17 protein-coding genes and 1 riboswitch are annotated in these 17,760 nt (G+C 44.8%); of the genes, 9 read left to right on the forward strand and 8 right to left on the reverse strand.

Going from position 1 to position 17,760, the window contains the following annotated elements; all coding sequences use genetic code 11:
• Window positions 1–22 precede the first annotated feature (22 nt).
• Window positions 23–142, reverse strand: a riboswitch (TPP riboswitch).
• Window positions 143–185: 43 nt separating this feature from the next.
• Window positions 186–809, reverse strand: a complete 624-nt coding sequence (locus tag OC193_RS13855; protein WP_016787846.1) for a flavin prenyltransferase UbiX — start codon at window positions 807–809, stop codon at window positions 186–188.
• Between the two features lie 38 nt (window positions 810–847).
• Window positions 848–2,206 carry a UDP-N-acetylmuramate:L-alanyl-gamma-D-glutamyl-meso-diaminopimelate ligase gene (gene mpl, locus OC193_RS13860; protein ID WP_048666352.1) on the reverse strand — a complete coding sequence of 453 codons (1,359 nt, stop codon included), beginning with the start codon at window positions 2,204–2,206 and terminating at the stop codon, window positions 848–850.
• Between the two features lie 270 nt (window positions 2,207–2,476).
• On the opposite strand from mpl, the gene fbp reads away from it, so the two are divergent.
• Window positions 2,477–3,487, forward strand: coding sequence for a class 1 fructose-bisphosphatase (gene fbp / locus OC193_RS13865; protein WP_048659276.1), 1,011 nt, complete (start codon window positions 2,477–2,479; stop codon window positions 3,485–3,487).
• A gap of 92 nt (window positions 3,488–3,579) precedes the next feature.
• On the opposite strand, the gene OC193_RS13870 is transcribed toward fbp, so the two are convergent.
• The 4 genes from OC193_RS13870 to tamA form a co-directional block, all read right to left on the reverse strand.
• Window positions 3,580–3,936, reverse strand: coding sequence for a DUF2799 domain-containing protein (locus OC193_RS13870; protein WP_048659277.1), 357 nt, complete (start codon window positions 3,934–3,936; stop codon window positions 3,580–3,582).
• Between the two features lie 81 nt (window positions 3,937–4,017).
• A complete protein-coding gene (locus OC193_RS13875) occupies window positions 4,018–4,374 on the reverse strand; it encodes a gamma-glutamylcyclotransferase family protein (RefSeq protein ID WP_048662149.1) in 357 nt (118 codons plus the stop codon).
• 48 nt (window positions 4,375–4,422) lie between these two features.
• Window positions 4,423–8,181: an autotransporter assembly complex protein TamB gene (gene tamB / locus OC193_RS13880; RefSeq protein ID WP_048662150.1), complete on the reverse strand. Its 3,759-nt coding sequence runs from the start codon at window positions 8,179–8,181 to the stop codon at window positions 4,423–4,425.
• Complete coding sequence (tamA, locus tag OC193_RS13885) at window positions 8,178–9,890, reverse strand: autotransporter assembly complex protein TamA (RefSeq protein ID WP_048659280.1); 1,713 nt, start codon at window positions 9,888–9,890, stop codon at window positions 8,178–8,180. Before tamA ends, tamB begins: the two co-directional genes overlap by 4 nt.
• Window positions 9,891–10,085: 195 nt before the next feature.
• Between tamA and msrA the strand changes: the two genes are divergently transcribed.
• Entirely contained in the window at window positions 10,086–10,715 is a 630-nt protein-coding gene (gene msrA / locus OC193_RS13890) for a peptide-methionine (S)-S-oxide reductase MsrA (RefSeq protein ID WP_048662151.1), read from the forward strand.
• A 108-nt stretch (window positions 10,716–10,823) separates the two neighbouring features.
• On the opposite strand, the gene OC193_RS13895 is transcribed toward msrA, so the two are convergent.
• A complete protein-coding gene (locus OC193_RS13895; protein WP_019821424.1) occupies window positions 10,824–11,024 on the reverse strand; it encodes a DUF1107 family protein in 201 nt (66 codons plus the stop codon).
• A 252-nt stretch (window positions 11,025–11,276) separates the two neighbouring features.
• On the opposite strand from OC193_RS13895, the gene OC193_RS13900 reads away from it, so the two are divergent.
• From OC193_RS13900 to OC193_RS13930, 7 genes are all read left to right on the forward strand, one after another.
• Complete coding sequence (locus OC193_RS13900; protein WP_048659282.1) at window positions 11,277–11,828, forward strand: YtfJ family protein; 552 nt, start codon at window positions 11,277–11,279, stop codon at window positions 11,826–11,828.
• Window positions 11,829–11,918: 90 nt separating this feature from the next.
• On the forward strand, window positions 11,919–12,209 hold the full coding sequence (locus OC193_RS13905; protein WP_048659283.1) for a DUF2607 family protein: 291 nt from the start codon (window positions 11,919–11,921) through the stop codon (window positions 12,207–12,209).
• Window positions 12,210–12,251: 42 nt separating this feature from the next.
• On the forward strand, window positions 12,252–13,052 hold the full coding sequence (gene zrgA, locus OC193_RS13910) for a zinc uptake protein ZrgA (RefSeq protein WP_048662153.1): 801 nt from the start codon (window positions 12,252–12,254) through the stop codon (window positions 13,050–13,052).
• A gap of 140 nt (window positions 13,053–13,192) precedes the next feature.
• Entirely contained in the window at window positions 13,193–13,909 is a 717-nt protein-coding gene (locus OC193_RS13915) for an ABC transporter ATP-binding protein (RefSeq protein WP_048659285.1), read from the forward strand.
• Entirely contained in the window at window positions 13,906–15,165 is a 1,260-nt protein-coding gene (locus tag OC193_RS13920; RefSeq protein WP_048659286.1) for an ABC transporter permease, read from the forward strand. The genes OC193_RS13915 and OC193_RS13920 overlap by 4 nt, the downstream gene beginning before the upstream one ends.
• Window positions 15,166–15,179: 14 nt before the next feature.
• Window positions 15,180–15,695 (forward strand): DUF3299 domain-containing protein, encoded by a 516-nt coding sequence (locus OC193_RS13925; RefSeq protein ID WP_017058892.1) that lies wholly within the window; start codon window positions 15,180–15,182, stop codon window positions 15,693–15,695.
• Between the two features lie 351 nt (window positions 15,696–16,046).
• On the forward strand, window positions 16,047–16,955 hold the full coding sequence (locus OC193_RS13930) for a TIGR03899 family protein (protein ID WP_048659288.1): 909 nt from the start codon (window positions 16,047–16,049) through the stop codon (window positions 16,953–16,955).
• 164 nt (window positions 16,956–17,119) lie between these two features.
• On the opposite strand, the gene cysC is transcribed toward OC193_RS13930, so the two are convergent.
• The gene (cysC, locus tag OC193_RS13935; protein ID WP_048662154.1) at window positions 17,120–17,740 is read right to left on the reverse strand and encodes an adenylyl-sulfate kinase; all 621 of its coding nucleotides are present in this window, start codon (window positions 17,738–17,740) and stop codon (window positions 17,120–17,122) included.
• Window positions 17,741–17,760 lie beyond the last annotated feature (20 nt).

Here is a 17,760-nt window from a genome sequence, read left to right on the forward strand (position 1 = left end):
TTTGAGGGAGGAGAACGGTAGAAGTTGTTCCTAACTCAATTCCTACGCCAGCATTATCTGGTTCAGGTTTACGGGTCCCAAGCACTTGCTTGATCTCAGCTCGCATTCATTATCTGAATGGTTTGCTCCCCGATGAGTATTCAGAATTGTAATTCGAATTTTAACAATAAGCTATCAAGTTTGGATCAATTACGTTGATCGTAACCCCAACGTGGCACTAAACCTTGCTCAATACCAAGATGATCCAAAATACGCGCCACCATAAAATCGACCAGATCTTCGATCGACTTAGGTTGGTGATAAAAACCCGGAGCCGCAGGCATGATCGTCACGCCCATGGTTGAGAGTTTGTGCATGTTCTCTAAATGAAGCGTCGAAAATGGCGTCTCACGAACCACCAACAACAATTGGCCTCGCTCTTTCATGACCACATCTGCCGCTCGCTCAATCAAGTTATCCGATAAGCCATGTGCAATTGAAGCCAAGCTTCCTGCAGAACATGGACACACCACCATCTGCTTCGGCGCTGCTGATCCAGAGGCAACCGGCGAGAACCAGTCATCTTTGCCACACACCACCAGCTTTTCGGGGTCACACCCAAGATGTTTAACCAAAGCTTGTTTCGCCGCATCCGGCCCAGCAGGTAGCTTGAGTTCATGCTCGGTCGCCAATACCACTCGTGCTGCCGATGAAATCAGCAAGTAGACCTGATAATCGGCCGCCAAAAGGCATTCAAGTAAACGCAAGCCATAAGGCGCACCGGATGCGCCAGTGAAAGCAAGAGTTATCGCTTTATCGTGTTTTGTCATGTTCTCAATTACTTCAAATTATAAGGTCGTGAACGCCATTAGCCTTTGAGTGCCAACCCATCCAACAGTTTTTGGTGAATACCACCAAAACCGCCATTACTCATTACCAAGATTTGGTCGCCCGCTTGTGCCTCTGAGACAATTTTAGCAACGAATGCATCCATGTCACCACTCACGTGTGCCGATTGGTGACAAGCGTCCGCAACATCTTGTACCAACCAATCAATGTTTTCCGGTTGGAATAAGTAGGTAGAATCCGCTTGCTTCAACGAATCAGCCAGGGTTTCTTTATGCACACCACGTTTCATGGTGGCAGAACGAGGCTCTAGCACGGCAATGATTTTCTTCGTGTCGACCTTATTACGTAAGCCGCCCAGCGTAAGTTCAATTGCCGTTGGGTGATGTGCAAAATCGTCATAGACAGAAACGCCTGCCACTTCGCCTTTAAACTCTAGACGACGTTTGGTGTTGATGAACTTCGCCAACGATTCACACGCTAAATCAGGTGTCACCCCTACATGTCGCGCAGCTGCAATCGCCATCAAAGCATTATTGACGTTATGGTCGCCAACCAAATCCCAGTCGACAGTTCCAACGCATTCGCCTTGGAAGTAAACCTCAAATTTAGAGCCGTCTTTAACCAGCTTCTTCGCATCCCAATCACCGAGTTCACCACTCGATTCAGTCTCACTCCAACAGCCACGAGATAGAACGTCTTGAATAGCCGTATCTTGCTTAGGTGAGAAAATACGGCCATTGCTTGGCACAGTGCGCACTAAGTGATGAAACTGACGTTTAATTGCCTCAAGATCATCGAAGATGTCCGCATGATCGAACTCTAGGTTATTCATCACCAAGGTTCTTGGGTGGTAATGGACGAACTTAGATCGTTTATCAAAAAAAGCACTGTCGTACTCGTCGGCTTCTACCACGAAGAACATGCTTTCACCAAGACGAGCAGAAATACCAAAGTTACCCAACACACCACCAACTAAAAAGCCTGGTGCATAGCCACAGTCCTCTAAGACCCAAGCCAGCATGCTCGATGTTGTTGTCTTGCCATGCGTACCCGATACCGCCAATACCCAACGGTCATGCAGTAAGAACTCTTGCAACCATTGCGGGCCTGAGGTGTATCTAAAGTTGTTATCCAATACATACTCAACACAGGGGTTGCCACGACTCATCGCATTGCCAATCACCACGAGATCCGGCCTTGGTTCTAATTGGCTTGGGTCGAACCCTTCAATAATTTCAATCCCTTGAGATTCCAACAAAGTGCTCATTGGTGGGTACACATTCGCGTCACTACCGGTAACCTTGTGACCTAATTGACGAGCCAATACCGCAGCACCACCCATGAAGGTGCCACAAATTCCTAAGATATGAATATGCATAAATTGCTTCCAAACGCTTGGCTAAATAAACGATGCCTAATTAAAACAGCTAACACTCATTATCATTAAATGACGATTAAAAGCGAGTGACAATGCAAAACAAATTTAGTCGACATAGTAAGTGAGATCTGCGTCGCTTAGTTCATTACCATTAAAAAGATCTAGCCTTTAGAATTTAGGTAAGCGTCTAGATGAATAAAGCCCGTACAAGAGGCAAATTCAATAGTGCTCAAATCCCCCCTAATATTCAGAGAAGTTTAAGGAAATAACATGTCTGAGATGCGCACCCTTGGTGAGTTCATTGTTGCAAAACAAAATGACTTCCCCCATGCAAGCGGTGATCTATCATCCCTTTTGTCATCAATTCGCCTTGCTGCAAAAATTGTTAACCGCGAAATTAACAAAGCAGGTCTTGTCGACATTACTGGCGCTGTTGGTACAGACAACGTGCAAGGTGAAGAGCAACAAAAGCTAGACCTGTATGCTAACGACAAATTTAAAGCCGCACTTGAAGCTCGAGATCAAGTTTGTGGCGTCGCGAGTGAAGAAGAAGACGAAGCCGTTGCCTTCAATAAAGAGCTCAACAAAAACGCAAAATACGTTGTACTGATGGATCCACTTGATGGTTCGTCAAACATCGATGTGAATGTATCGGTTGGTACCATTTTCTCTATCTACCGTCGAGTATCACCGATTGGAACTCCACCAACGCAAGAAGACTTCCTACAACCTGGACATAAGCAGGTGGCCGCAGGTTACGTAATTTATGGTTCTTCAACCATGCTTGTATACACAACTGGTGCAGGCGTAAATGGCTTCACCTACGACCCATCATTGGGTACCTTCTGTCTGTCTCATGAAAATATGATGATCCCTGACGAAGGTAAAATTTACTCAATCAACGAAGGTAACTACATTCGTTTCCCTACAGGTGTTAAGAAGTACATAAAATACTGTCAGGAAAGCGAACCAAGTGATAATCGCCCTTACACTTCTCGCTACATTGGTTCTCTTGTATCTGATTTTCACCGTAACCTGCTTAAAGGCGGCATCTACCTGTACCCAAGTACAGAAAGCCACCCTCAAGGTAAGCTACGTTTATTGTATGAATGTAACCCAATAGCCTTCATCATGGAGCAGGCGGGTGGCATCGCATCCGATGGTGCCCAACGCATCATGGATATCAAACCAACAGAGCTACACCAACGCGTACCTTTCTTTGTCGGTTCGAAGAACATGGTGAAAAAAGTAGAAGAATTTCTTGAGCTTAACCCAGACTAAGCCATTCGTTTATTTATTAAATTAACGTCATTAAAAAAGCCAGCATTCACATGCTGGCTTTTTGTTGTTCGCTGCGTTAAACAATCACCGAATTATTGAACGCTATACTTTGATTCAGCACCACGTTCGTAGTTAAAACGGAACCATTTATCGACATCGTCACAAATCCCAAGGTAAGTCTCACCACGGCGACCTAGCGCTCTCGGGTTTTGAGAACAATACTGAGTTTTACCCATTTCATAACCTTGACCATAAGCGGCATATAAGTCTGCATCAATGGATGGTGAAGACGCGGCTTCAGCCAAGCTTGCTTCAGTCTGCTTGGTTTTTCCTTTTAGCGCCATTTCTTCGCCAAAGCTCTGCCAATCGGCTGTGTTCATTGACGTTGGTGGCGGAGTTTGCGCACAACCAAATAACATTACTGATAGCACCAATAATAGATATTTCATAATTTCCTCCTAGTGGAAAAGACTAGCCTGTACATTGAGACTTTTAGCTATTGCGTCAGAATGCTTCCAGTAGTTCATTCACTATAGCGGGTTGTTCCGCTTACACCAGTTACCCGAAAGTATTTCTTTATTAGCTGTTAGATCAAGCTGATACAAATATACCCATGCTAATCCAAATATAGTCTCTATTTGCTCGCGACGATACTCAACAGGAACATCTTCTAGCCGATCGAGCGACTCTAAAATTTCGTCGTTAATGATATAGACCTCACCAGCGACACTTTTCTTTCCAAGAATCATCGCCGGATAGGCACCTAAATCAAAAAGTGCGTATTCCTCTGGTGTGTCAAACCTTCCTAAACACTCACACTGTTTTAAATAGTAGTGGTTCGATTGATCTTTTCTCAATGTCCCATAAACAAAAATGAGGTGCTGCATACCCACCCCCTAGTATTCATCATCCGCTAGTCAATCCCGCTCAAAGTGTTACTCGAACTCAAATTGATAAAGAAGGTCTACTGCACTGTCTAGGCCAGATACAGCTTCGACATAAAGATCCTGCATCAATCGATAACGAACGGTAAACTCACCCAACGAGTTGAAGATACCCACACCATACTTCACCTGTAAGCCTGGCAAAATGTAACCACTTACCGTTACTTGTGAGTCATCACCAGAACCTGCGGTATCCAGTTGTAAATCCTGTACACCAAATGCCTCACCGATTTCGCCAACAACCTTACCGCTCTTCGCTAAACTCAAACCAATTAAGGTGGTTGTCATCGAACCGCTCGACTCACCGTCGATATCTTGGCCACGCAAAATATAAGACAGCGCATTGGCTTGCGGCATTGCAGGGTCAGAATAAATCTCTATCGTCGGCTCTGTCGCTGGGCCAGTCACTCGAATACCTGCTGTCACATCGTCCTGAGTATTATCAGGGTTACGTACCGCATTTATCGCGACGTATGGCTGGTCCGGAGGTCCGTTCATTAGAATCTTACCTTCTTCGATCAACAGGTCTTGCCCGAATGATTGGTAAGTACCATCGACGATGTTTACTTCGCCTGTAATAAAAGGACCTTGATCTTTTTGAGCCACGTTAAGCTTACCGACCAAATCACCTTCAAGACCAAAGGCAGACAATTTAAAGTCATCACCAATAGAAATATTAATATTAGTCATCACATTGAATGGAATCGCATCTTCGTTTTCTGGCTCTAGATCTTTATTCAAGATAACTTGATCAGAAGAGACACCTACCGCTGACGGTGGTAAGTCTTCTACAACAATTCGTCCCCATGGTAATGCAATATCACCGGTGATTTTCGCCAATTCTGGTGTGACATCAATGGTCATATCAGGCACGACCTTCACCTTGACCATCGGCGGAATATCAACCATCAACTCATCAGCAAACACTCTGACGTTAGAGTGCCATGCTTTAAGATCTTGCCAAACCCCGCCTCCCTCGATATCAAGGTGACCATCGGGCGTTTCAATATTCGCATCCAACTTTGCACTATAACCATCAAAGTCGAGAGCGATACGGCCATCTTTCACATCAACAGGCGTAACATCACCTTTGACTTGAATGCCATCAACAAAGAATTGACCAAATACTTGAGGGTGCATCAAAGAGCCTTTAACTTGAAGCTCACTCTCAAGGTCGGCTTTTAATAAACTATATTCACCTAGGAGTGGCTGTAAGAAATCAAGGTGGAACGTGGTCAGCTTAATTGCAGCATCGACCATTTTGTCTTCGACAAGAATATCCGGTAGCGACACCGTGCCAGACAGATCACCATTGTCGGAAACATCCAACTTAAAGTCGGCATCCAGTTTGTTGTCTTTTAGCTGGGCATTCAATGCAACGCTTTCCCAACCCAGTGTGATGGGCTCGCCAACTTGTTGAACAACCTGACCTTTCGGCATATCAACGCTTACCGTAACCTCAGGCTCACCTTGTTCAGACCACTTGGCATGAGCTTTAACATTCACTAAACCTTGCAGTTCCGTCTCTTTAGGAACAAAGGCTTTGATCTGATCGAAGTCGAACTGATTGATTGCAATCTTAGCCTCACCTGATTTTCCGGCGCGGATATCCTCATCCAGACACACACTCGAACTAGATTGCTTCCAGCAGTGCGCTTGAACGTCGGCAAACTGCTTATCGACGTCCGCCTTTATCGCGACAGGCTGCTCTAATACCCAAGGCCCCTGCTGAGTGGTGATTTTGACTCTGTCTAACGAACCATCCCAAATAAGAGAAGGCTTCTGAATCAATTTTCCAGAGATAGCCAAGCTGGTCGACACGATGTCGGATATCACATCAAGTGTCACTGTGTGTTTCTTTTCGCCACCACTCACCGTAAGATCAATGCTTTCCACACTTTGATCTTGATAGGTTAGGTTCTTAGCTTTTAATACAAGATCGGCTTGAGCTTCAGGCAATGGTAGGGGAACCACCGAACCATTAAGCGATAGGGATTCTAGTGTTGCTTCGTTATTCCAATCGACCTTATCAACATTAAGTGCAAGATCGACTTCAGGCTCTTTCGTGGGGCCGCTAAGTTGGATGTTACCAATCACTTGTCCTTTCAAGTCTGGAACACTTTTCACCAGCTCAGGGAAGTAAATATCAACGCCCATGTCCCATTGCTTATCAAGCTGTCCTTGTGCCTTAATCGAGTTAACACCATGAGCCAAGCTCAAGCCGCTGGTTTGCAGTTTAGGCTCACCACTTGCACTACGATCCGACGCTGACAACTGACCTTCGATGTCCAACGGGTAATCACGCAAGATACCCTCGATATCAAGCTTAGGTAGCTCAATCGCCCAGCCACCAGCTTCGGTCAATTCCCCCGAAGTCACTAAACTACCGCTGATGTTACCTTCCGCTTCTGGCCATTGCAGACCAGGCTGAATGTCTTTTAGGGTCACATCCGCTTGCCAATTCACAAGTTTTTTCCAGCTCGCTTTGACCGAGCCATTGAGTTCACCGCCCAAGGTCTTCAGTTTCAGTCGCTCAAGCTCTATTTGTTCAGTGGTACCTTTACCCTTTAGGTCGATGGCTAGGGCAGGAATCTCCTTACCATCCGCTTCACCTTTAAGTAGAACATTGAAACGATCTAGTGAGCCATCAGCTTTGAATTGATCAATTGTCGCTTGGTAATCGCTTTTGCCTGTAAGAGGCCATTGCGCTTGGCCGCCCTCTAAAAGAAGGTCAAACGGTAGAGTTGGCTCTAGCGGTTGAATCTCCCCAGACAACTTTGCCTCAATCAGATCAGAAAATTGGGAATCTAGGTTTAGTTTAGCCACGCTACCTTGCGCTTTCAGAGACAACTTCTGCCCAGCAAGGTCGGTTTCTTTCACCAAAGCATCTAAAGAAAGGTCTAGCGGGTAGCCACCTTTGAGCTCAACCTTAGTCGTTAGATTCGCGCTTGCTTGTGGCATGTCGAGCTCGAGAGATGAAACGTTCACAGAGTGCCCACCAGCTTGCGCCTCGAGTCCAAGATGGTTCACCACAATTGGCGTTTCTTGCTCTAAGGTAAAACGGTTGAGATCAAAACGCTCCAACATAATCTGTAAAGGAATCCAGACTTCCGGTAATTCGATAGCAGTTTTAGTAGCAGTCTCTGGCTCGACAGCTTCTGCTTGCGGTGCTTCTGTCGATTCCGCGAGTTTAACTTTCAGATCATTGAATAAGGTTGGCGATACCGTCAGCTTTTCGCCCTGCATACTCAAAGCCGTAGAGAACAGGCTCCATTCAATCTCATGACCTAGGATATTCAGTTTGATATCAGATAAAGCGATTCGATTGATCACGATTGGTAGTGGTGTTTTTACCGATGTTACGGGCGGAGTAGGCTCTGCTTCTTCTGTAGAAGATGGCGGTAATTCAGTAAATGCGAAGTCCAACCCCTGAATAGCTAAACGATCGACACACAGCTTAGGATCGAGCAGGCAGCGAGGATTAATAGCCAAGTTCAGCTTTTGAACCTTGGTATCGATATACAGGCTGTCATCTTTAAACTGAACGTTATTAAGCGTAAAGCTTGGGAAAAGTGCCCCTTTGGTACTTTCCACTTTAAGTTGTGGCAACGCTTTCTCTGCGCCCCACAGCACAGTGTTCAACCCTGGATTGGTAAACAAAACAAAACCTAGCAGGGCTATCAACAACAGCAAAATAGACGTCAATGAAATCGACGTCCACTTGATGCACTTGCCCACTACTTTGATCATAATTCTGGTCCTAAACTAAAGTGCAGTTGGAACTCATCGCCTTTCTTAGCATCTAGACCCCAAGCAAAGTCTAAACTCACTGGGCCAACAGGAGAGGCCCACCGTACCCCGACTCCGGTACCGTGCTTCCAATCTGGCTTGTCATTGAATGCATCACCAATGTCGTAGAATGCCGCCCCCCACCAGTTTCCAACCAAACGGTATTGGTATTCAAACGAACTGGTTGCCATGAATTTTGCACCCGTTAGTGCGCCACTTTCATCGCGAGGAGAGATAGACTCATAACCATAACCACGGATACTGTTGTCACCACCGGCAAAGAACCTTAGCGAGGGAGACAGCTTCTCAAACTCGTCTGCAAAGTTACCGCCGAATTGAAGGCGAGTTAAACCACGATGGTTATTGCCAATACTTCGTATCCATGCCGTTCGCCCTTGAAAACGTACCACCTTGGTTTCAGATAACAATGTGTCATCAGCCGCCTCAAACATAATGGTTTGTTTATCGCCCCACATCGGCATCGAACCGCCTCGTGTTCGAGTTCGTGAGAACGAGATCCCCGGCAATACAAATTGTGCTAAATCGTCTTGTAAACCTTGCTCATAGTTTTCGACCAAGTACCGAATGAATACCGTGCGCTGCCAGCCATTATCCAGACGCCAATACCTTTCTAAGGCTAAATTTGATTCCAAACTTTTGGTATCTCGGTTATCTAAGTTCTTCATACCGTACTTAACTTGATAGTAGTCATTAAGTACGTCATCCAATGGGATTTTATACGCCGCCGTAATCGTCTGTTCAGGCTTAGAAATCGACAAGCTACTATTGAAGCTATGGCCTTTTTCGTTAACCCAAGGTTTTTTCCATTTAAGAGTGCCTTTCACACCAAGGTCTGTTGAGACACCGATACCCGTTTCGATTTGGTTACGAGCTTGTGGAGCAAGGCTAACCTTCATCGGAATCTCTCTGCCCTCACCCAACTGGCTTAAATCAGGCTCAACAAATACCGACGAGAACCAATCAGTATTAGATAGATTTTGGTTGTACTCACCAACTTTGGTAATGGAGTAAGGTTCGCCATCTTTAAATGGTTTGAGTGACTGCACCTTATCCTCTTCTATTTGGCTACCAGTAACCTGAGTGGTACCAAAGTGATAGCGAATACCACTGTTATAATGAAGACGAACATAAGCGCGGTTTAATTCAGGGGCGACTTCTAGCTTACTGAGGTCATATGCCCCATCAAAATAGCCTTTCGCTAATCCAAGATTACGTATCGACGATTTCAAAGAGTCATAATTACCATGGTTCAAGATTGAACCTTTAGACAGCTTACTCTTAGCGATCAACGCTAGAAAGTCTGGGTCATCTTTGGCTTCACCCGTCAGAACGATATCGGAAGCATAAATAATAACAGGCTCTCCCGACTCAACCGTAACGGTCAACTCGGTATCATCTTCGGAGTGAGTAAATGTGATAACAGGTTGGTAGTAGCCTAACGCATTCAGGGCTTCTTTAATCATAGATTCCAAGCGAGATTGGAACCTTAGTGAGATCGAATACTCTTCTTCAGGGATCGCACTCAGATAAGCATCAACATTATCCTCAAGCGCTCCATCCAGCCCTTTGATTTCAAGGGAAACGTCAGCGAAAGCGAGCGTCGATGACAGTAGAGTGCCAATCAGAACTGGTAAAGTTTTTCTTATCATGTTTAATTGGTGAAGAAGTTATCAATACGTTAATAAGTGAAAAGAAATAATACCGCTAAATAGGCATTGAGTCTGTAATAAATCCTGGAATAACACGGTCTAATTTAAAGACTTATTCAATATTGACCAACAGTTAATATGAACCCATGTTAAATAAAAGCCAGCGCGGTAAACGTATGCGAAAAGGAATATAACATGCTAAACAAACAACAACTGGTTTCTGCAGCAACCGCATTACCGGGAAATGCTGACCCAATTCGAATTACTGAGCGCCATTTCGTCAATCAAACTGACCTGCTCGATGCGCCTACGAGTTCTCAACAAGAAGTCCTACTTGGTATGGGATGCTTCTGGGGAGCTGAGCGCTTGTTTTGGCAATTGGATGGCGTTATTTCAACATCCGTTGGTTACGCTGGCGGATACACTGTTAACCCCACTTATGAACAAGTATGTACTGGACAAACTGGCCATACCGAAGTCGTTCGTGTCATTTTCGATAGCGAACAAACCTCTCTAGCTCGAATACTTGAAACCTTTTGGGAGCGTCATGACCCAACTCAAGGGATGCGCCAAGGCAACGATTTAGGGACTCAATACCGTTCCGCGATTTACACCTTCAGTGAAGAACAACAATCTATCGCTGAGCACTCTAAACGTGAATATCAACGAGCAATGACTGAATCATTAGGCAACGAGATCACGACGGAAGTTCTGCCTGCTGGAAAATATTTTTTCGCAGAAACCTACCACCAGCAATACCTAGCTAAAAACCCGAATGGTTATTGCGGGTTGGGTGGAACCGGTGTCTGCTTCCCTCCACAATAAAGCGCCGTTCGACATACCAGCGAGAACGACACGCATTAAAAAGGGCTTCCATTAGGAAGCCCTCTTCATTGTTAATCTATTCGGTGCAAACAAATCGATAAAGCGCAGTTACACCGGCAACGCAGCAATCGTGCCGTTAACTTCTTTAAAAATAGTGAGCTTTTGTTTGTCTGAAACTTCAGGAAGAAGCACCTTGCCTTGGTCGAAGCGAAACTCTCCGACACCTTCGATAGCAAATTGGCCCTTGAACAGGACTTTAACGAAACGCGCCACCTGATGTGGACGGTAAGTAGAAAATTTTCTTAACATAATACAACCTCAATTCCATTTGAGTACTACAGTCACACACCTGAACACCACCGTATTCGAAGCACATTTAATCGCTAATTCCTTTAGCAAACAGCAAGATAATCTATTGTTCATCTTGATATTGATGCATTATACCTTTTGGTAACAAGCCTGCAACTTATTTCTACATCGTACGATAAAAAAGTTAAAGAGGCATTTTTCAAATTTCATATTATACTTCCAGTGCAAACCAATAAGCGGAACAAAAATATAATGAAAAACAAAACTCTACTGGCTTTTTTAGCCGCAGCCTCTCCACTCTTCGCCAATGCTCACAATCTATCTGTAGGTTCAACTCTGCCTGCTGTTGATGTTAGCAACTATGGTGAAATCGTTCTAAACGACGGTAATACCGGATATCAAACTTGGGCAACCAGCAACCTCCTAGGTAAAGTTCGCGTCGTTCAAGCTATCGCTGGCCGTAGCAGCTCTAAAGAGCTAAACGCACCATTGATGGCAGCCATTACCGCCTCGAAGTTCTCAGAAGACAGCTACCAAACCACCACCATCATCAACCAAGATGATGCTATCTGGGGTACGGGTTCTTTTGTTAAATCGTCAGCAGAAAGCAGCAAAGAAGAGTTTCCATGGTCTTCTATGGTGTTAGACGAAGATGGCACCGTCGCTTCATCTTGGGCTCTGAAAGAAGAGAGCTCGGCGATTATCGTTCAAGATAAACAAGGGAAAATCTTGTTTGTGAAAGAAGGCGCACTTAACGAATCAGAGGTCACGCAAGTTATTGAATTGATTAAAGCGAGTCTTTAATCAGATATTCACCTCTTTTTCGAGATCTTATCAAAGGATATTGTTATATTATAACAGTATCCTTTTTTTATTCTGTGGTTAATCATCCTGATGTGGCAAGACATACCCAACAATGTGAAACGCAAAACAGGCTTCTTGCTTGGGCTGATGCTCATGCTAAGCGTGTTAGCAGCAACACACATGGTGGACATTGACCCAGAGCACCACACTTCGCATCACTGTGAGTTGTTTTCAATAAATCAGTTCATTACGGCACACTCGCTGCCACAAGTTCCAGAGTTTCATTCAGAGTTTACTGCCGTTATCACAGAATCAGTAACCTCACTACAGCGGCTATATTTCGCTTACTTGGCACGCTCACCTCCTGTAAATATCGCTTAATTACCACTACTTTTTAATTAACCTTTATTCAGGAAACAAAACATGAAACCTTCTATTTTAGCCGTTGTTATCGGCATGACTGTCTCTACAAATGTTCTAGCTAACGAAGAATTCCGCTCTCATGATGCACACGTACATGGTCAAGTTGAAGTAAACATAGCGCAAGATGGGCAAGAACTGCTTGTTGAAGTAACAGCGCCAGGTGCCGATGTGGTTGGCTTTGAACATGCTCCAGAAACCGCTGAGCAAAAGAAAGTGTTTGAACAAGCTATCGCACAACTGAACAAGCCAGACGAACTGTTTAGCTTTAACAATGCGAGCTGTACTCTGAAATTTAAATCAGTGACTAACACGCTAGAAGGCGATCATGATGAACATGAAGGCCATGATCACGCTGAACACGGTCATGATGACCACGAAGGCCATGACCACGCTGAGCACGATCATGACGACCACAAAGACCATCACCATGCTGAACACGATCATGATGACCACGAAGGCCATGACCACGCTGAACATGATCATGATGACCACAAAGACCATGACCATGCTGAACATGATCATGACGACCACAAAGACCATGACCACGCTGAACACGATCATGACGACCATGAAGGTCACGATCACCACGACCATGAAGGCCATGATCACTCACAAGGTGGCCACGGTGAGTTCACTGTTGAGTACCACTATGAATGTTCAGATGTTGCTAAGCTAGACACAGTTAGCACTCAGTGGTTCTCTAAGTTCAGCAACACTGAAAAAATGACGGTGAACCTACTAACAGACACAGCTCAAGTACAAGAAGTACTTAACGCAGAGCGTATTAGTTTCCGATTCTAATCACTCCCAGATCGGATTAAACGTAAATAAGCAGCCAAGTAAGTACCTACTTACTTGGCTGTTCAAATCGGTGTGCTCTAGGGAATTTATACTTCTAATTGCTGTCCAGTAGATACACCGCTTTAATTATTGGAGCTCGCATGCCCTCTGACAGTTCATCACTTGTGGTCAAACTCGAAAATATTAGCTTTCGTTGGAAGCCTGAATTACCGCCAACGCTAGAGATCCCTTCTCTGCACATCCAAGCTCAAGAGCACCTTTTCATAAAAGGGCCAAGTGGTTGTGGGAAATCAACATTGTTAGGCCTGCTGACTGGAATCAACCAAGCCGAACAAGGTGAAGTCTCTATCTTAGGCCAAGACCTGACTCAGCTTACACCTCGTCAAAGAGACAAATTCAGAGCCGACCATATAGGTTATATCTTCCAACAATTTAACCTGCTCCCTTACTTATCAGTAATCGACAACGTGACGCTTCCTTGCCAGTTCTCAGCTATTCGCAAGCAACAAGTAACGGAAAGTAAGAACAGCCTGCAAGCAACCGCTCAAGATTTATTATTACGACTAAAGCTACCTCAAGCCTTAATGGATAAACCTGTTACTGAGCTGAGTATTGGCCAACAACAACGTGTTGCTGCCGCTCGTGCTTTGATCGGCCAACCCAAAATCATTATTGCCGACGAACCAACCTCGGCTTTAGATCATGACAACCGAGAAGCTTTTATCGAACTGTTGCTAGAACAGGCCAATCAAGCGGGCTCGACGCTTATCTTTGTGAGTCACGATCCAACACTCGAAAAGTTGTTCACTCGAACCATAGATTTAAAAACCGTTAACCAAGCTAAGGTTGTCGTATGAAAGTAATTACTCACTTAGCCTTAAAAAGCGTACTCAATCGTAAAGCCACGGCTATTCTGACTATTCTTACCGTGGCGGTGTCTGTCATTCTCTTGCTCGGTGTAGAGCGCGTAAGAACCGAAGCCAAGAGCAGCTTTGCGAATACCATTTCAGGTACAGACCTTATCGTCGGTGGCCGTTCTGGTCAGGTAAACCTACTGCTTTACTCAGTATTCAGAATCGGTAATGCGACCAACAACATCGACTGGAAAAGCTACCAAGAATTTAGCCAGCACAACGCAGTAAAGTGGGCGATCCCAATCTCATTGGGCGATTCACACAAAGGCTTCCGCGTGATGGGTACAAATCATAGTTACTTTGAAAACTATCGCTATGGAAGTAAGCAGTTACTTACTTTCCAACAAGGTAAAGAATTTGAACAGCTATTCGATGTAGTGATTGGTGCCGATGTCGCTAAGAAACTGGATTACAAAATCGGTGACCAGATCATTCTTGCACACGGTATCAGCGATGTGGCGTTCAGCCGTCACGATAATCTGCCCTTCAAGATTGTCGGAATACTTGCACCAACAGGAACGCCGGTAGACAAGACCGTTCATGTTTCGTTAGAGGCTATTGAAGCGATTCATGTTGGCTGGGAGTCAGGTGCCAACCTAGGACACACACCGGATGCCGAAACCTTAAAGACTTTTGATTTCCAACCGAAGCAGATTACCGCAATGATGCTCGGGCTGAATTCGAAGATCCAAACCTTCGCACTGCAAAGAGAGATCAATAACTACCGTCAAGAACCTTTGAGCGCCATTATGCCGGGCATTGCCCTTCACGAATTGTGGGGAATGATGGCTGTAGCAGAACAAGCATTGTTAATTGTTTCAGGATTTGTTGTTGTCGCCGGTTTATTGGGCATGCTCAGTAGCCTACTCACTAGTTTGCAAGAAAGGCGTCGCGAGATGGCGATCCTGCGTGCGATGGGCGCAAGACCTCGCCATGTGTTTGGTTTACTGATCAGTGAAGCCAGTGCGCTGACCTTCCTTGGCATTACATTAGGTGTTGCGGTGTTATTTGCGCTGATCGCAGTGGTTGCTCCTATTGTGCAACAAAGTTATGGTATCAACATATCGATATCCGCAATCACACCTCATGAGTGGAAACTGCTTATGCTGGTCCAAGTTGCCGGAATCATTATCGGCTTTATTCCCGCTTTCAGGGCTTACCGCCAGTCATTGTCTGATGGCATGACGATTCGAATCTAAAATAGGAACCTACGATGCAACGCAAATTCCTACTGATACTTGGGCTACTTCTGTTCCCATTTATCAGTACAGCTCACGCTGAAACCACTCAGAATGACGAATCGGTATTAACACTTGAATGGATTGATTTGATTCCAGAATCAGAGCGCGCTCAACTAGATTCATTTGGTATGCCAATGGTTGACCACAATAGTATGGACAAACCTCAACAATCGACACTTGGTGCTGTTCGCCCAGAGCTAAATGGCAGCACAGTGAAGATTCCAGGCTTTGTGATTCCATTGGAAGGTGATGAGAATATGATCACTGAGTTTCTGCTGGTACCGTACTTTGGCGCATGTATCCACGTGCCACCGCCGCCACCGAACCAAATCATCTACGTGAAGTTCCCGAAAGGTGCGCCAATACAGCAGTTATGGGATGTAATTTATTTAGTCGGTACGCTAAAAACTGAGTCGATCAGCCATGACTTAGCGCAAACAGGTTATCTTATTGAAGGTACTGCGATTGAAGAATATGACGACATGTAGTCATTAGAAGGGTGGCTCAAGGATGAGCTGCCGTCACTGAACGAGTGAGATCATTCAATAACAGTTTAATAACGATAATTTTCTTCTGAATTACGCGATGTAATTAGATAAGTAAGCTAGAACAGCAACATAAGTCGCGAGCAATAACCCTATACTGAGCTGTTTCTTCAGCTTGTTATCATTGACTTGATTCATAACTCCTCCTTGAGAATTACAACAAATTTAACATTTTATTATCATTAGCAAAAGTAAAATTTTGTTGAAACCTTCAACTCTGCACGCAAAATCTAGCCACCAATCAGATAAAGAGTTACATTTTAGACAGTTAAGTCGTTTCCTTAGGATACTCTTATGTCAGAAACCAAACAGCCAGTGATCATCGAGCATGCTAGCGATACACAGCACAAGCATGAGAAAAAGCCTCATATTGCCGACAGTGCCAGCAGAATGCTGCACATCGCACAAAGCTTCGGCCTCGATTCCTTAATTAGTCACAATGCAAAGCCAAACGATAAAGGTGAGAGTACCCTTATCGAACGGGCACTATTGCGAGAGAAAAAACGTAGAGAGCTTCGCCAAAAGAACCTAGAACAGATTCTAAAGTTGGCGCACTCTTCATGTAAGGATGAAGCGGCGGGCGACCCGGATCAGGACTGGCTGTACCGCTTTTTCGATATGGCACAAGAGATCCACAATACATCGATGCAAAGGCTATGGGCTCAAGTACTGAAACGAGAAGTCACTAACCCAGGCTCAACGTCGATGAAGGCGCTTCAGATCTTAAAAGACATGACGCCAAAGGAAGCACTGACCCTACAAAGAGCGGCATCACTGGGTTGTAGCTTTGGTAGCGATAACAGCAGAAAGCTCTTACTCGGCTTCAAATCTCATGCAGGGCTGTTCAGCTTTGGTAAAAGAGACACCACCAACACCATCAACCTTGGTGGGCATAACCTTCCCTACTCTAGCCTGCTCCATTTGATTGAACTCGGGATTATTCTCGGCACTGAGTTAGAGTCTGGAGAAATTGATTTCGATCCAGCTCTGCACCTAACCTATCAAGGTAAAAGTATGTCACTGGCACCGTTATCAAAAGGGGTGAAGCTGGTTTACTACCGATTCAGCCCAACAGGTAATGAGCTTTGTACCTTGCTTGGCAACAAGCCAAACACACAGTATTACGACCAGCTGATTGCACTATTGAGCCAGAAATTCACGGTTCAGACAGAAGTGAAAAGCAGCGTGAATTACACCGTCTAGATAATAGAGTTTAAGAAATAGACGGTGTAAAAAGTGAAGTGGATTGAGAAGAATAAAGAGAATATAGAGGATAGGTTTCTTGTCTCGGTAAACCAAGGCTGTATTACTTATCAGTTATGAACAAACCGATAAGCAAGTGGACAGCCTTAATCATACCAACGATCTCAATTGGCTAAAATATTTCGCTTCTCCAACGCATCAATACACAGTTCAACCAATTCATCGAGCGTCTTCTCACCTGCGGGTAGATCAACCTCAGGGTTCTGAGGCGCTTCGTACACTGAACTAATACCTGTAAAGTTCGAGATCTCTCCGGCACGTGCTTTCTTATACAGACCTTTAGGATCACGCTGTTCGCAAACCTCTAATGGCGTATTGACGAACACCTCCAGAAACTCACCTTCCGGCAGTAAGTCACGTACCAACTGTCTTTCTGCTTGGTGCGGAGAAATAAAGGCTGACAACACGATCAAGCCTGCATCCGCCATCAATTTAGCGAGTTCACCAATACGACGGATGTTCTCTCTACGATCCTGCTCAGAGAAGCCAAGGTCACTACATAATCCATGACGCACATTGTCGCCATCCAATAAGTAAGTATGGTAACCAAGCTGTGCCAAGCGATTTTCTAATGCGCCAGCGACTGTCGATTTACCAGAACCAGACAACCCCGTGAACCAGAGCACAGCTGGCTTTTGTGATTTCAGATCCGCGCGAAATGTTTTATCAATCGAGTGTTGATGCCACACAACATTCTCATCTTTTGGTTTGAGTACTGCGGTCATAATTAGTCCTTTAAATAAAC

Origin of the sequence: Vibrio crassostreae, assembly GCF_024347415.1 — a bacterium.
Classification (GTDB): domain Bacteria; phylum Pseudomonadota; class Gammaproteobacteria; order Enterobacterales; family Vibrionaceae; genus Vibrio; species Vibrio crassostreae.

Bases quoted from the DNA above. Each gene is read 5' to 3' on its own strand.
- cysC (WP_048662154.1), bottom strand. From the start codon at position 17,740: ATGACCGCAGTACTCAAACCAAAAGATGAGAATGTTGTGTGGCATCAA.
- mpl (WP_048666352.1), bottom strand. From the start codon at position 2,206: ATGCATATTCATATCTTAGGAATTTGTGGCACCTTCATGGGTGGTGCT.
- OC193_RS13920 (WP_048659286.1), top strand. From the start codon at position 13,906: ATGAAAGTAATTACTCACTTAGCCTTAAAAAGCGTACTCAATCGTAAA.
- zrgA (WP_048662153.1), top strand. From the start codon at position 12,252: ATGAAACCTTCTATTTTAGCCGTTGTTATCGGCATGACTGTCTCTACA.
- msrA (WP_048662151.1), top strand. From the start codon at position 10,086: ATGCTAAACAAACAACAACTGGTTTCTGCAGCAACCGCATTACCGGGA.
- OC193_RS13930 (WP_048659288.1), top strand. From the start codon at position 16,047: ATGTCAGAAACCAAACAGCCAGTGATCATCGAGCATGCTAGCGATACA.
- OC193_RS13915 (WP_048659285.1), top strand. From the start codon at position 13,193: ATGCCCTCTGACAGTTCATCACTTGTGGTCAAACTCGAAAATATTAGC.
- tamB (WP_048662150.1), bottom strand. From the start codon at position 8,181: ATGATCAAAGTAGTGGGCAAGTGCATCAAGTGGACGTCGATTTCATTG.
- OC193_RS13875 (WP_048662149.1), bottom strand. From the start codon at position 4,374: ATGCAGCACCTCATTTTTGTTTATGGGACATTGAGAAAAGATCAATCG.
- OC193_RS13905 (WP_048659283.1), top strand. From the start codon at position 11,919: ATGTGGCAAGACATACCCAACAATGTGAAACGCAAAACAGGCTTCTTG.
- tamA (WP_048659280.1), bottom strand. From the start codon at position 9,890: ATGATAAGAAAAACTTTACCAGTTCTGATTGGCACTCTACTGTCATCG.
- fbp (WP_048659276.1), top strand. From the start codon at position 2,477: ATGTCTGAGATGCGCACCCTTGGTGAGTTCATTGTTGCAAAACAAAAT.
- OC193_RS13895 (WP_019821424.1), bottom strand. From the start codon at position 11,024: ATGTTAAGAAAATTTTCTACTTACCGTCCACATCAGGTGGCGCGTTTC.
- OC193_RS13925 (WP_017058892.1), top strand. From the start codon at position 15,180: ATGCAACGCAAATTCCTACTGATACTTGGGCTACTTCTGTTCCCATTT.
- OC193_RS13870 (WP_048659277.1), bottom strand. From the start codon at position 3,936: ATGAAATATCTATTATTGGTGCTATCAGTAATGTTATTTGGTTGTGCG.
- OC193_RS13855 (WP_016787846.1), bottom strand. From the start codon at position 809: ATGACAAAACACGATAAAGCGATAACTCTTGCTTTCACTGGCGCATCC.
- OC193_RS13900 (WP_048659282.1), top strand. From the start codon at position 11,277: ATGAAAAACAAAACTCTACTGGCTTTTTTAGCCGCAGCCTCTCCACTC.